Origin of the sequence: Sulfuricurvum sp. (assembly GCF_041651515.1) — a bacterium.
GTDB lineage: Bacteria > Campylobacterota > Campylobacteria > Campylobacterales > Sulfurimonadaceae > Sulfuricurvum.
Genome location: NZ_JBAZJF010000003.1, coordinates 106,139 through 119,797, shown reverse-complemented (window position 1 = coordinate 119,797; position 13,659 = coordinate 106,139). Strand labels below are relative to the sequence as shown.

Sequence of the window (13,659 nt, the reverse complement as noted above, 5' to 3'; positions counted from 1 at the left end):
CGATACAAAAATCTTATACTTAAAACAAAGGGGTTTACGATGGCGCTATCAAGAAGAGACGCGATGAAATTTACCGGATTAGCGGCAGTTACGGCTGCAGCAAGCGGTTATGCAAAAGGGGATGAAGCTCCTAAATCGGCAGCAAAAGGGGTATTGCTTTCACCCGCTCCGATTCCGGCGGCGAAAGGACCTCGTGTTGTTATCGTAGGTGCTGGACCCTCAGGTCTGACCATTGCTAAATACGTTAAAAAAGGTAATCCAAACATTGACGTCGTATTGATGGATAAACGTTCGGTATTTATGTCTGGTTTTATCAGCAACTTGGTAGCGACCGGTATACTCCCGCTAGAATTTATTACTCATGACTTTTTGGAAGGTGCACGCAACGGCGGTTACCATTTTCTCCAAGCGACAGCACACGAAATCGATCGTACGTCTAAAATCGTTTATACGAATGAAGGTACGGTTAAATATGACGTACTCGTTTTGGCTCCGGGGATTGATTACGATTACTCGAAATGGTCAAAAGGGGATGTCGCTCTTGAAGATGCATTGAAAACTAAATTTCCGGGTGCATTTATCGCAGGAAGTGAAACCCTTTCGTTGAAATCTAAAATTGAAAACTTTGAAGGCGGTGTGTTTGTTCAAACCGTTCCCGGCGGTAACTACCGTTGTTTGCCTGGGCCGTACGAGCGCAGCTGTTTGATCGCTAACTACATGAAACGCAATAAAATCAAAGGTAAAGTGGTCATTTTGGATGAAAATCCAAATATCACTATTAAAGCGGACGGTTTTCACTCGGCTTTTGAAAAATTGTACGGCGATTACATCACGTATATGCCAAGTACCACCATTACCAGTATCGATCCGTACAAACAAAAAATTGTTACGGAACTCGGCGAAGAGATCGAGTTTGCCGATGCAGCATTGTACAGCCGTGTCCGCGGTAACAAAATTCTTGAAATTGCCGGTGTCGCAAAAGACAGCCAATTCAATAAGCTGGAAGCCAATATCGATGTATTTACGTACCAAGTTATCGGGGATAAAAACGTATTCTGTACGGGGGATGTACGTCCTATGGGCTTCAGTAAATCAGCAAATACAGCTAATACCGAAGGGCGTATTGTCGCGGCAAACATTGTGAAACACCTTGCTGGGGTAGATCTCACTCAGAAGAACTGGTCATCTCCGCATACAACCTGTTATTCAGCGGTTGATGCAAATCCATTGCGTGCTATTTCGGTGAATGCGGGATATGCGTACGATGAAACTAAAAAATCATTCGGTTTTGCGGATGCGAGTACCATGGAAGAGTGGAACAGCCAAAAAGGTATTGATGCCGGAAAAGGTCTCATGGAATGGGGCAAAGGTCTTTACCGAGATTTCTTTAACTAAATACAGTTCTAATTTGCACGGGTTTATACCGTGCAAGATAGTTTCAAGCAATCTAGGATTGTTTGAACTTGTCTTGTGGTTAAATACAAGAAATATATTTTGAAAGAGAGGAAGAAATGGAAAGACGCAGTTTCATGAAGGGTACTTTTGCCCTTGCAACTATCGGATTGCTTAATCCTGTCCTTTTCCACCACGCTTTAGCGGCTGAAGAGGCTATTGAGATGCCCTATAAAGATTTAATAGAAGAGTATTTATCGGGAAAAAAAGCGACTGATGGCAGTTCGATTATGACGCTTAATGTACCTGAAGAGCCTGAAAACGGTGCTGTTGTACCTGTCGAAGTGACTATTAATTACCCGATGAATACCGATAATTACATTAGCAATATCACGGTATTAACGACAAAAAATAAAGTCAATAAAGCAATTTCATTTGATTTAACCCCTGAAAATGGAATGGCCTACTTGTATGTTAATGTAAAAATGGGTCAAACCCAAGAGGTTGTTGTTCTGGCTAAAACGAATAAAGGACAAATCTACAAAGCGTCAAAATCTGTCCGAGTCGCACTCGGCGGATGCGGTTAATTAAGGAGACGAGATGGAATTACGCGGAACCATTAAAATTTTAGACGAAGGCTACAAGGTCGGCGATGTTGTTAAAGCAAAAATAATTGTTATTCATAAAATGGATACCGGTTTTACGAAAGATAAAGAATCCGGTAAACAATTTCCCCGTTTCTATATGAAAGAGATCAATGTGGCTTATAACGGAAAGGTTATTGCCCATTTTGATTTGGATGTGGCCACGAGTCAAAATCCGGTCATCCAGTTTCCGTTCAAAGTAACCGGAGCGGGAGAACTTGTCGTTGATTTTATCAATTCTGAAAGTGATAAAGCACAGAAAAAAGTGGCTGTTACACCGGTAGGCTAAGCAGTTATTCTTAAAAAAATTACTATATTAGGCATCAGTGCCATTGAATTGGGATAGGTAGAATGGAGCGTAGAAATTTCTTAAAAATTATGGCCGCAGGTGCTGCGGTAGTTGCAGTTAATCCCTCTTTGATCCGAGGAACTTTGTATGCGGATGACGGACGATTGTATGTTACGTATGAAAAAGCTCAGATTGTGGATGCATCCGGAACCCCTATTAAGGCATCCTCTTTGGAAAAAGAGATGACGTATATTTTTAATTACCCGTATGCATCTACTCCGTGCATGTTGATCAACTTGCCGGAATCGACACAACAAGAAGTTGAATTGAAATCTGAGACAGGAGAGAGCTATGTCTGGAAAAACGGTGTAGGTAAAGATCGAACCGTTGTTGCATATGTCGCTATTTGTGCTCATCAGATGACCCATCCGACTCCGAATGACAGTTTTATTCAGTATGTTCCGAAGTCGAAGCCGACTATGGCCTACAGCAAAAGCGGTATTATCGTCTGTTCATCGCACCTTTCTGCTTACGATGCGGCAGCAGGTGCAAAAGTACTCGGTGGAGCTGCAACGCAGCCACTGGCTGCTGTCGTGCTGAATGTTGCTGAGGATGATACTATTTGGGCAGTCGGTATTTTAGGCCCTGATAAGTTTCAAGACTATTTTAAATCGTTCAAACCGGAACTAAAAGAGTTTTACGGCGGAATTGCACAGGCGAAACAGCTGGTCTCTATTTCGGCTAAAACCGTTAAACTGAGCGAGTTTTCCAAAGAAGTTATTCAATATTAAAAGGGTCATTATGAAAAAAATACTTATGATGCTCGGACTTTCGTCTGTACTGGTATTATCACTTAATGCAGCGGAGAAAGATCATCGCACAATGTTGATGAAAGATATGCGTAGTATGCTTGAGGCAATGGAAATTATTCAGCGCGGTGGATTGTACAGCTCAACAGAGGAGATGAAGCTCGGTGTTAAAAAGCTTCAGGGGACGTTGAAAGTTTTGGAGAGTGAAGAGATCAAGTTTATATTGCCGAAAGATCAAGTCTATGCGTATAAATTTGCTCAAAAAACAGCAAGTATGCTCCGTCTTTATTCAGATGATATGATTACTTCGATCGAAGCAGGGCACATGGATGAGGCGTTAGAAGATTATAACCAACTCCTCAAACAATGCACATCCTGCCATATCCGCATTCGTAACTGGTAAGTATCTCTCTAGAGAGATACTTAGTAGCAATTATTTGCTATAGGGATTTCAAATCCGATCTCTACGTCCTGCCATGTTTTTCCGCCGTGGAGGTTAAAACATGTCGTAGTGATCGATTGCAGCGATTTAAGCATTGCAAAGTCGCTTAGATCAATTACCCCTTTTCCCACAATTTTTCCTTCTTGGACCCCGTAACTCATCGGTATTGATTTGGTAACCCCGTTCATGGTAATTTCCACTAACGCTTTTGAATCTTTGGCGGATACGATTTTGGCGGCGATCGACTCTACATTTTGGATTTTGAAAAATGAGGCGACGAGGGTGGCATCGCGCCCGGGATTACCGGAATTGACACTTGACGTATCGATGTTTAGATGACTTCCGGTTAAGAATTCTTCGATTGTTTTTGCCGATTTTGGCGAGAAGACGGCATGATCGAATGAACCGCCAACTCCGATTTTTTCATAGGTTTTATACGCTTTCCACGTTACTTTTGCGTTTTCTGAATAATAGGTACATTCGGCAAATGCACTGCTTGCTAGCAACAACCCGGCTAAAATAAGTGTTCTCATAAGGTTCCTTTGAAATAGAGTAGTGCTAGTTATAGCTTAATCTTATTTCTAAACGATTAATATATACATATTAGCTCAATGCTTTAAGAGAGAGGCTAAGATCGCTTTGCTTGCCGTTTCGGGGTGACACGGTTCTCATGGTTTTTTTTATCTACGGTCGATTGTCTCAAGAAAAATGGGATTGTTTTCTCCGGTCGTTGGCTTAAGTCAGAGATTAATGCCTCTTCGACAATTTGGGTAGTATATTTACTGACAAGATAGGTATGGATCAACGATATTTGCCGATCCAAGGATATCTTCCAGGTAGAGAGGGTCTGGGTATAAATCCATTCGCTAAATGCGTAGAACCCATCAAAGACACTCTCTTCATTCCAAAGTAATTGAACCGTTGCGGTAAAATTACCGCTATTATAAAAAATATCCCAAAAACGGGCAAACCGTTTCATCTTCTGAATTTGTTCAAAACTCAAAAGATTATTTTGGAGAATATCATAGGGTGGTATATCGCTGTATACCATGCCATGCGCTTCATCATGACGAGAAAGTGTCGTACCGGAAAGATTTTTGAGGATACCGATCTGGATTTCACTGTGTGTTAGGGATACGAGCGTATTGAGATTGCGTCCAAATCCTTCTATACTCTCTCCCGGAAGTCCGACGATGAGATCGAGGTGCATATGTGCCGAGGTTTCCGTTTCTAAGAAGCGGAGGTTTTCATAAATTTTTTCCAGCCGCAACGGACGATTTATCCCTTTTGCGACAACCGGATCGAGAGTTTGAATCCCGATTTCAAGTTGGAGAGAACCTGCAGGGAACAGGGATATTTTCGATTTAAGAACATCGGGAAAGTGATCGGGTATCACTTCAAAGTGGGCGAAATACGGGGGTTCTTTTGAGAGGAAAAAATCGAGTATACGATTGGCGAAGGTCATATTGAGATTGAAGGTACGGTCAATAAATTTAAAACTTCGTGCTCCTCGCTGCCAGAGAATTTCAAACTCTTCGAGCAATTGATCGAGCGGAAAATTGCGTACTTTTTCATCGATAGAGGAGAGACAAAACTCACACTCAAACGGACAGCCTCGTGATGCTTCAACATAAATCATACGGTGTGCTACGTCTTCATCACTGTAGGCACTGTAGGGCAGATGAACCGTTTTAAGATCGATTAATGAAGGGCGGATGAAACGTTCATTCGGAATATCTCCGGCAAAAATATTCTTGCACAGTTCATAGAATGCTATCTCCCCCTCTCCGCTGATAATGAAATCTGCACGGCTGAAATCAACTCTATGAGGGAGGTGTCCTGCTTCTGGCCCTCCTAAGACAATGGTTGTTTGCGGCGAAACTTTTTTAATTATTTCGATCAGCTGAGCCGTTTCTGCCGCATTCCAAATATAAACTCCGATTCCGATAATACGCGGAGAATATCGGAGTAGATCCTCGGCAATGGTTTGTGTTTGGTCATTGATCGTAAACTCAACGATTTTGGCATGTTCTTGCAACTCTTTGAGGTTGGCATAAAGATATCGCAATCCGAGTGCCGTATGGGCATAGCGTGCATTAAGTGTGGTAAGGAGTATAGAAGTCATTGAGAAAGTATAGCTTATTTACGCTTTCTCTACTGTGCGAAAATGATAGTCTATGGGGATAAACCCCTATAGACTATGCTCGGATATCTAACGTTTGACCGATTCCGGTTACGGATGAACCTGAACTGGTAGCAGATGAAGAAACGGGGGCCTGAGCACTTTCAAGAACTTTTAAAATTTCTTGCCCTTGTATCTCCATCGCTTTTTTCATTGCATACAGTCCAGCACCGGTACTTGACGTCGAGTTAACAGAATCCATTGTGAATCCTCCTATGGTTTGGAGTTATACTACTATCGGTAAAAATAAGAAAAAAATGAAGTGAAAGAGAGGATAGAGAGAAGAGATATATCAATCTCTTCTTTCTGAAGTTTTTAGTGGCGGACGTTAAGCTTATTGGCTTTGATTGCGTTGATAATACCGGTAATTTGTTGCATTTTGGTCTCTTCATCTTCCATATTATGGATTGCGTCAAGATTAAAATGTTGTAATTTTGTATCAAGATAACCGGTGTCGAGTTTACCGTCAATGAAATCTTGGTCACGGACGATTTGGCGGTGAAGAGGGATATTGGTTGGAACCCCCTCAATGAGAAACTCATCCAATGCACGAGTTGCTTTACGCACCGCATCTTCCCATGTCAATGCGGAAACAATCAATTTACCGATCATTGAGTCATAGTTGGCAGGAATTTGGTAGTTGGTATATGCCATAGAGTCCAAACGTACTCCCGGACCACCCGGAGCCAAGTAATTGGTGATAAGACCCGGTGAAGGGGCAAACCCGAGTTTAGGGTTCTCCGCATTGATACGGAACTCAATTGCATACCCTTTGAGGTGAATCTCTTCTTGTAAGAATTTGAGTTGGTCACCTTCGGCAATAGCGATCATACGTTGGATCAAATCGATTCCTGAGATCACTTCGGTAACCGGATGTTCTACTTGAACACGGGTATTCATCTCGATGAAGTAGAAGTTATCGTCTTGGTCGACCAGATATTCGATGGTTCCGACACTTTCGTATCCGAGTTTGAACATTGCTTTGGTTGAAACACGGTAAAGTTCACGGCGTACCGCTGCATTAAGCAATGGTGATGGGGCGATTTCGATCACCTTTTGGTGACGGCGTTGAATCGAACAGTCACGATCTCCGAGATGAAGGACATTGCCGTATTTATCCGCAATGATTTGAATTTCGATATGGCGAGGGTTTTTGAGGTATTTTTCAATAAATACTTCGCCGCGTCCGAAGAAACGGATCGACTCATTGGTTGCCGATTCATACATCTCTTTGAATTCTTCGGCATTTTGAACGATACGCATACCGCGTCCGCCACCGCCAAAGGCTGCTTTAATAATAATGGGAAAACCAATATCGCACGCGATTTGTTCTGCATCGTCAATATTGTCAATCGGCTCATCGGTACCCGGAAGCATTGGGACGCCTACCGCGCGCATCGCTACTTTAGAAGCCATTTTGTCACCGAATAGGGCAATGTGTTCCGGTTTTGGTCCGATAAAAATAATACCATTGTCTTCACAGGCTTGAGCAAATTCAGCACTTTCAGAGAGGAAGCCGTATCCCGGATGGATCGCATCACAATCGGCTTTTTTGGCCAATGAGATAATGCGATCAAAGTCAAGATATGCTGCGATCGGGTCGCCAAGGATCGGATAACACTCATCCGCTTTGCGTACCCAAACGCCATTGATGTCTACTTCTGAAAAAACAACAACACTCTTAATGCTGAGCTCTTTACAGGCCCGGATGATACGAAGTGCGATTTCGCCACGATTGGCAATCAAAACTTTATTGATCTTTTTGGTTTTCACTTATTCCCTCATTTAGACGATGTTAAAAACGAAATAATAGCCGATTTTAGTTTAAACCGAGTCTTGCTTTCAGATAAAAACATTTTTTAGAGTCTTTTTTGTGCTATTCTTGTGCCATAAGTAGCAGAGGAGTTCGCATGAAATTAATCCGTCCTTTTCGTTCGTTAGGAATAGAAGATATTGCCATTGTCGGTGGTAAGAATGCTTCGTTGGGTGAAATGATAGCCTCGTTGAGTGAGCTGGGGGTCAATGTTCCGGATGGGTTTGCTATAACGGCTGAGGGGTATCGCCTCTTTGTTTCCTACAATAACTTTCAACCTAAGATCAGAGAATTTCTACTCGGAGTCGATTTAACGAATATTGACGCTTTGAAGCATTGCGGAGATAGCATCCGAGGTCTGATGCTCTCGGGAGAGATGCCGGAAGTATTAAAAAATGAGATAGCCTTGGCGTATAGTGAATTGGCACAACAATACGGTACCCCCTTAGTCGATGTTGCGGTTCGCTCTTCGGCAACAGCGGAAGATTTGCCGGATGCAAGTTTTGCCGGTCAGCAGGAGAGTTACCTCAATATTCGTGGCGAAACCATGCTGATTGAACACGTTAAGCGGTGTTTCGCCTCGCTCTTTACGGATCGTGCTATCAGTTATCGGCATAGTCGCGGATATGACCATTTCAGTGTTGCCCTTTCTGTAGGTGTACAAAAGATGGTACGCAGTGACAAAGCGAGCAGCGGAGTGATGTTTACTATCGATACCGAAAACGGTTCGGAAAATTTGATATTGATTAATTCTATATGGGGATTGGGAGAAAATATCGTCGGAGGGCGGGTAAATCCCGATGAATTTTATGTGTTTAAACCGACACTGAAGGCGGGAACCACATCGATATTAAAACGACAATTGGGGACAAAAGCATTAACGATGCGTTACGATGAGCGTCATCAGACGATCAATCTTGCTACTTCAGACGAGTTGCAGGGACGTTTTTCCATTAGTGATGATGAAGTTTCAACCTTAGCACGATATGCGCTGATCATTGAAGATCATTACACGCAAAAAGCGGGTGAATACCGTCCGATGGATATCGAATGGGCAAAAGACGGACTCAGTAATGAACTCTTTATCGTTCAAGCACGCCCAGAAACGGTGCAAAGCCAAAAAAGTTTTAGCAATATACTCGAACAATACCGTTTCGTAGAGACCCCTACGGCTAAAATTCTCTTCACCGGAAAAGCGATAGGAGAAAAAATCGGTACGGGAAAAGTCAAAATAATCCGTTCGGCACATGAAATAGATCGTTTTAATGCAGGTGATGTCCTTGTTGCCGATATCACTGACCCTGATTGGGAACCGATCATGAAAAAAGCCTCAGCCGTTATCACCAATCGCGGTGGACGAACGTGTCATGCGGCGATTGTGGCTCGTGAGATCGGTGTCCCTACCATTGTGGGGACGATTGATGCGACTGAGCGGCTTTTAGATGGGCTGGATGTGAGTATAAGCTGTGCTGAGGGTGAAAGCGGCAAAGTCTACAGCGGGATATTACCGTTCGAAATCATCCGTAACGATTTAGGACACATGATTGCTCCCAAAACCAAGCTTTATATGAATGTAGGAGATCCGGAACAAGCGTTTAAACTTGCAAAACTTCCGAACCAAGGTGTCGGTCTTGCACGGATGGAATTTATTATTAATACCTATGTTAATGCGCATCCTATGGCATTGGTCGAATTGTCGCAGGGTAAATCAATCAAAGATGAGAAAGGTGTTCGAGCCGCGATGCTGGGGTATGACGATCCCAAGCGCTTTTTTATCGATAAAATCTCTGAGGGGGTAGGGATGATTGCGGCGGCGTTTTATCCCAAGCCGGTGATCGTCCGTACCAGTGATTTTAAAACCAACGAGTATCGCAATATGACCGGGGGGAAAAATTACGAGAGGGATGAAGAGAACCCGATGATCGGTTTTCGAGGAGCCAGCCGCTATTATTCGCCGTATTACAAAGAGGCGTTTAAATGGGAATGCGAAGCCCTTAAAAAAGTACGGGATGATATGAAACTGGACAACGTCAAAGTCATGCTTCCGTTTGTCCGTACCCCCGATGAAGGGCGCAAAGCGATTGCGGTCATGAATGAAGCGGGATTAGTGCAGGGGGAAAATGGGCTGGAAATTTACGCGATGTGCGAAATTCCTGCCAATGTTATCCTCGCCGACCAGTTTTTAGAAATTTTTGACGGTTACAGCATCGGTTCAAACGATCTGACCCAGTTGACACTGGGAGTGGATCGCGACAGTACCCTTGTATCGGCGGTGTTTGATGAACGTAACGAGGCGGTGACGCGGATGCTCTCGATGGCAATACGCGCGTGTAAAGAGCGGGGAAAATATATCGGTATCTGCGGCCAGGCCCCCTCGGATTATCCCGAAATCACCCAATTTTTAGTCCAAGAGGGGATCGATTCGATCTCTCTTAACCCTGATTCGTTGTTAAAAATGTGGCAGGTAGTGAGTGCGATTGAAGCTAAAAAACAAGTTTGATATTTTGAATTAGTTTGTATCTATGTTTTATAATTTATAATTATTCATTAAAGTATCTCTGAGGGTTAGGGAGTATTGTGTAAATTCAATCAGATGTTCGTTTTGCATGAGCATTTACAAGGTGGAAGCAGGAATGTATGCAACAATTTACAGAGGAAGAGCTTCTAAAATATAACGGCAAGGATGGTATGCCCTCCTATATCGCCTTCAACGGTCAAGTATACGATGTTACTTCGTCCAAATTCTGGAAAGAGGGAACCCACTTTAAAAAACATTTTGCGGGGTGTGACCTGAGCGCCGAAATGGCGAATGCTCCTCACAGCGATCAGGTATTTGAACATTATCCGTGTGTCGGTCAATTTCTCCCCCCATCCAACAAAGTCCCAGAAACTAAAAAAGAGCGGTATCGGCAATGGTATATCAAATATCATCCACACCCCGCGGCGGTTCACTTTCCGATAGCATTGCATTATTTCAGTGCATTCGCCGATATTTTATTTTTAGCCAATCCCTCTAGTGAGTATGAAGCGGCTGTTTTTTTATCGTTTTTGATCGCTACCGGTATGGGATTTTTGGCTTTAATCACCGGTGTTTTTAGCTGGTGGATCAATTATGATTTTTCGACCTCAAAACCGTTTGTCATCAAACTGATCGGTGCCTTGTTTACCCTCATCATCGGTGTGATTCCGTTGATTCAGAAACTGCTAAATCCCGATGTCCCTTTTAGCACGGGAATGGACGGAATAACCTATCACACTATTATTTTTATTACGGTTGTCTCGATAACGGTTGTCGGGTATTACGGCGGAAAAATCACCTGGGGAGCAAGACAATGAGAGATTCGGTTTCGGTATTGATAGGGGGGAGTGCGGGGCAGGGGATCGCGAGTATCGAAACCCTTTTGACCCAAGGATTCAAGAGAGCGGGGTTTTATACTTTTTCGACCAAAGAGTTTATGTCCAGAGTTCGTGGCGGCAGTAATACGACGCTGATACGGATCTCCGATAAACCTGTCAATGCAGCTGATTTTAACGTCGATATTTTCGTCCCGTTGGATACGAACGCTTTTTTTCATGCGCAAAAGCGGATTACAAAAGAGACGTTTGTAATTGCCAAAAAAGGGGATATTGAGTGTGAATGTATTGTGTACGACCATGATTTAGCCGCGTTGGCGAAAGAGATCGGCAGTCCCATCGTCTCCAATACAATAGCTGCGGCAGTGGTATTTGGATTGCTCGGATGCGATGTTAATGCGTTGAAAGAGATTGTAGCGGAGTTATACAGTAATGAGATGCTGGAGGTTAATCTCAAAGCATTGGATGTCGGAGCGGCGCTGGTGCGAAATAACGGGGACTGCCGTTACTGCATCGAGCCAAATCACTCTGTTAAGCTTAAGAGAGACTTTTTTTTGAGCGGTACAGAAGGGGTCGGATTTGGAACCATTGCGGGAGGATGCAATTTTGTTTCCAGTTACCCCATGAGCCCCTCGACGGGAGTTTTGACTTTTTTGGCGAAGCAGAGTCAAACCTGTGGAGTATGCGTAGAGCAGGCGGAAGATGAAATTGCGGCGTTTCAGATGGGATTGGGTGTCTGGTATAGCGGCGGACGGGCAATCACGACGACGAGCGGTGGAGGCTTTGCTCTGATGGGAGAGGGGATGAGTCTCTCCGGGATGACCGAGACGCCGATGGTTGTTTATTTGGCACAACGACCCGGACCCGCGACCGGTCTTCCGACACGGACGGAACAGGGGGATTTGGAATTGGCCATCTACACGGGACACGGGGAGTTCCCCCGGATCGTGCTGGCTCCGGGCGATCCGAAAGCGTGTTTTGAACTTGCCCGTGATGCGTTTGACCTTGCCGACTTGTATCAGGTTCCGGTGATTGTACTGAGCGATCAATATTTGGCGGACAGCTGTTTTAACGTTGAGCGCTTTCAACTCGATGAAAAAAAGCCGATTAGCACGATTGTCAAAACCGATTCGCAGTATAAACGCTATCTTCTCACTGAGGAGGGGATCAGCCCGCGAGGAATCCCGGGATATGGGGAAGGGCTGGTGCTGGTCGATTCGGATGAACACACACAAGAAGGGCTGATTACTGAGAGTATGTCCGTGCGTAACGAGCAAAACGGTAAAAGGCTGAAAAAATATGAGTTGATTGTCGAGGAAGCCATGTCACCTGATGAGGATGGAGAAGGCGATATCGCCGTTATAGGATGGGGAAGCACCAAACATAGTATAAAAGAAGCGGTTGAAAGGTTAAAGGACGAGAGAGTTTCCTGTTTTCATTTTTTCTGGGTTCATCCGCTTAGCGAATCTCAGCTCGTGTCGCTCAAAAAAGCCAAACACATTATCGCAGTCGAAAACAACGCCACGGGGCAGTTTGCAAAACTCTTAAAGCTGCATGGGATTACCGTACACGATCAAATATTAAAATCCGACGGGCTAAGTTTTTTTGTCGATGAACTGGCAGAGAAACTCGCACTGTTGCTAAAGGAGATCCGATGAACACACGGTTTGACCGAATCGTAGAAGATAACGCATGGTGTCCGGGATGCGGGAATTTTTCGATACTTCAACATTTAAAAGAGGCGTTGGAGGAGATGGGGCTTGATCCTTTGATGAGCGTTGTTGTTTCGGGGATAGGGCAGGCGGCGAAAACACCGCAATATATGCATGTCCATATGTTTAACGGACTCCACGGCAGAGCATTGCCCGTCGCACAGGGAGTGAAAATTTCCAATCCCTCTCTTACCGTAATTGCCGAAGGTGGAGATGGTGATATGTACGGCGAAGGGGGGAACCACTTTATGGCGGCGATTCGTCGAAATGCCGCCATCATCAACATTGTCCATAATAATATGGTTTACGGTCTCACCAAAGGGCAGGCTTCTCCAACATCCCAGCGGGGATTTAAGACATCCGTACAAACTGAGGGGGTTCATGTAGAGCCTTTTAATCCGATCGCGACGGCGATATCACTCGATGCATCACTTGTCATTCGGACATTTTCAGGGAACAAAGAACACTGCAAAGAGATGCTCAAAATTGCCATTGCGCATAAGGGGTATGTTCTGATCGATATTTTTCAGCCGTGTGTCACTTTTAATAAAACCAATACCTTCAAATGGTTCAAAGAGAACGTGTATCTTTTAACGAGTGAATACGACCCAACGGATAAGGTCAAGGCGTTTGAAAAATCACTGGAGAGTCATCCGTTTCCTATTGGAGTTATTTATAAAAGTCCGCAAAAAGTTGTGTTGGAAGATGCTCTTCGGGATGAAAGTCACATAGGAAACAGACCGTTGTATCTGCATGAGATTGATTATGAGCGGCTTAATGAGGAAATGGAAAAATACATTTAATAAAGGACAGAAGATGAAACAATATGAATGCAATGTCTGCGGTTACATTTATGATCCGCAGATTGGAGATCCGGATGGCGGTATTGTTCCCGGAACAGCTTTTGAAGATATTCCCGATGATTGGGTATGCCCCGTCTGCGGTGTCGGAAAAGAAGATTTTAGCGAACTTGTAGTGCATTCATCATAACAATACGTAAACTCTTTTGGCTATACTTAGCG

14 protein-coding genes are annotated in these 13,659 nt (G+C 43.9%); 10 read left to right on the top strand and 4 right to left on the bottom strand.

Annotation, left to right across the window (positions count from 1 at the left end; translation table 11 throughout):
- The first annotated feature begins 39 nt into the window (after positions 1-39).
- The 5 genes from WC407_RS06120 to WC407_RS06100 all read left to right on the top strand — a co-directional run bounded on the left by WC407_RS06120 (position 40) and on the right by WC407_RS06100 (position 3,537).
- The gene (locus WC407_RS06120; protein WP_373021717.1) at positions 40-1,395 is read left to right on the top strand and encodes an FAD-dependent oxidoreductase; all 1,356 of its coding nucleotides are present in this window, start codon (positions 40-42) and stop codon (positions 1,393-1,395) included.
- Positions 1,396-1,511: 116 nt separating this feature from the next.
- Positions 1,512-1,979: a thiosulfate oxidation carrier protein SoxY gene (locus WC407_RS06115; protein WP_373021716.1), complete on the top strand. Its 468-nt coding sequence runs from the start codon at positions 1,512-1,514 to the stop codon at positions 1,977-1,979.
- Between the two features lie 13 nt (positions 1,980-1,992).
- Positions 1,993-2,325 (top strand): thiosulfate oxidation carrier complex protein SoxZ, encoded by a 333-nt coding sequence (gene soxZ / locus WC407_RS06110; RefSeq protein WP_373021715.1) that lies wholly within the window; start codon positions 1,993-1,995, stop codon positions 2,323-2,325.
- A gap of 62 nt (positions 2,326-2,387) precedes the next feature.
- Positions 2,388-3,116 (top strand): sulfur oxidation protein, encoded by a 729-nt coding sequence (locus tag WC407_RS06105; protein WP_373021714.1) that lies wholly within the window; start codon positions 2,388-2,390, stop codon positions 3,114-3,116.
- A gap of 10 nt (positions 3,117-3,126) precedes the next feature.
- A complete protein-coding gene (locus WC407_RS06100) occupies positions 3,127-3,537 on the top strand; it encodes a hypothetical protein (RefSeq protein WP_373021713.1) in 411 nt (136 codons plus the stop codon).
- 20 nt (positions 3,538-3,557) lie between these two features.
- On the opposite strand, the gene WC407_RS06095 is transcribed toward WC407_RS06100, so the two are convergent.
- From WC407_RS06095 to WC407_RS06080, 4 genes are all read right to left on the bottom strand, one after another.
- Positions 3,558-4,109: a YceI family protein gene (locus WC407_RS06095; RefSeq protein WP_373021712.1), complete on the bottom strand. Its 552-nt coding sequence runs from the start codon at positions 4,107-4,109 to the stop codon at positions 3,558-3,560.
- A 95-nt stretch (positions 4,110-4,204) separates the two neighbouring features.
- Positions 4,205-5,701, bottom strand: coding sequence for a DUF4080 domain-containing protein (locus WC407_RS06090; RefSeq protein ID WP_373021711.1), 1,497 nt, complete (start codon positions 5,699-5,701; stop codon positions 4,205-4,207).
- 73 nt (positions 5,702-5,774) lie between these two features.
- Positions 5,775-5,960: a hypothetical protein gene (locus WC407_RS06085; protein WP_373021710.1), complete on the bottom strand. Its 186-nt coding sequence runs from the start codon at positions 5,958-5,960 to the stop codon at positions 5,775-5,777.
- Positions 5,961-6,073: 113 nt separating this feature from the next.
- Positions 6,074-7,531 (bottom strand): acetyl/propionyl/methylcrotonyl-CoA carboxylase subunit alpha, encoded by a 1,458-nt coding sequence (locus tag WC407_RS06080; protein WP_373021709.1) that lies wholly within the window; start codon positions 7,529-7,531, stop codon positions 6,074-6,076.
- A gap of 137 nt (positions 7,532-7,668) precedes the next feature.
- Between WC407_RS06080 and ppsA the strand changes: the two genes are divergently transcribed.
- The 5 genes from ppsA (at position 7,669) to rd (ending at position 13,627) form a co-directional block, all read left to right on the top strand.
- On the top strand, positions 7,669-10,071 hold the full coding sequence (gene ppsA, locus WC407_RS06075; protein WP_373021708.1) for a phosphoenolpyruvate synthase: 2,403 nt from the start codon (positions 7,669-7,671) through the stop codon (positions 10,069-10,071).
- 137 nt (positions 10,072-10,208) lie between these two features.
- Positions 10,209-10,907: a DUF2231 domain-containing protein gene (locus tag WC407_RS06070; RefSeq protein WP_373021707.1), complete on the top strand. Its 699-nt coding sequence runs from the start codon at positions 10,209-10,211 to the stop codon at positions 10,905-10,907.
- On the top strand, positions 10,904-12,583 hold the full coding sequence (locus WC407_RS06065) for a 2-oxoacid:acceptor oxidoreductase subunit alpha (protein WP_373021706.1): 1,680 nt from the start codon (positions 10,904-10,906) through the stop codon (positions 12,581-12,583). Before WC407_RS06070 ends, WC407_RS06065 begins: the two co-directional genes overlap by 4 nt.
- Positions 12,580-13,440 carry a thiamine pyrophosphate-dependent enzyme gene (locus tag WC407_RS06060; protein WP_373021705.1) on the top strand — a complete coding sequence of 287 codons (861 nt, stop codon included), beginning with the start codon at positions 12,580-12,582 and terminating at the stop codon, positions 13,438-13,440. The genes WC407_RS06065 and WC407_RS06060 overlap by 4 nt, the downstream gene beginning before the upstream one ends.
- A 13-nt stretch (positions 13,441-13,453) precedes the next feature.
- Positions 13,454-13,627: a rubredoxin gene (rd, locus tag WC407_RS06055; protein WP_373021704.1), complete on the top strand. Its 174-nt coding sequence runs from the start codon at positions 13,454-13,456 to the stop codon at positions 13,625-13,627.
- The last annotated feature ends 32 nt before the right edge of the window (positions 13,628-13,659 follow it).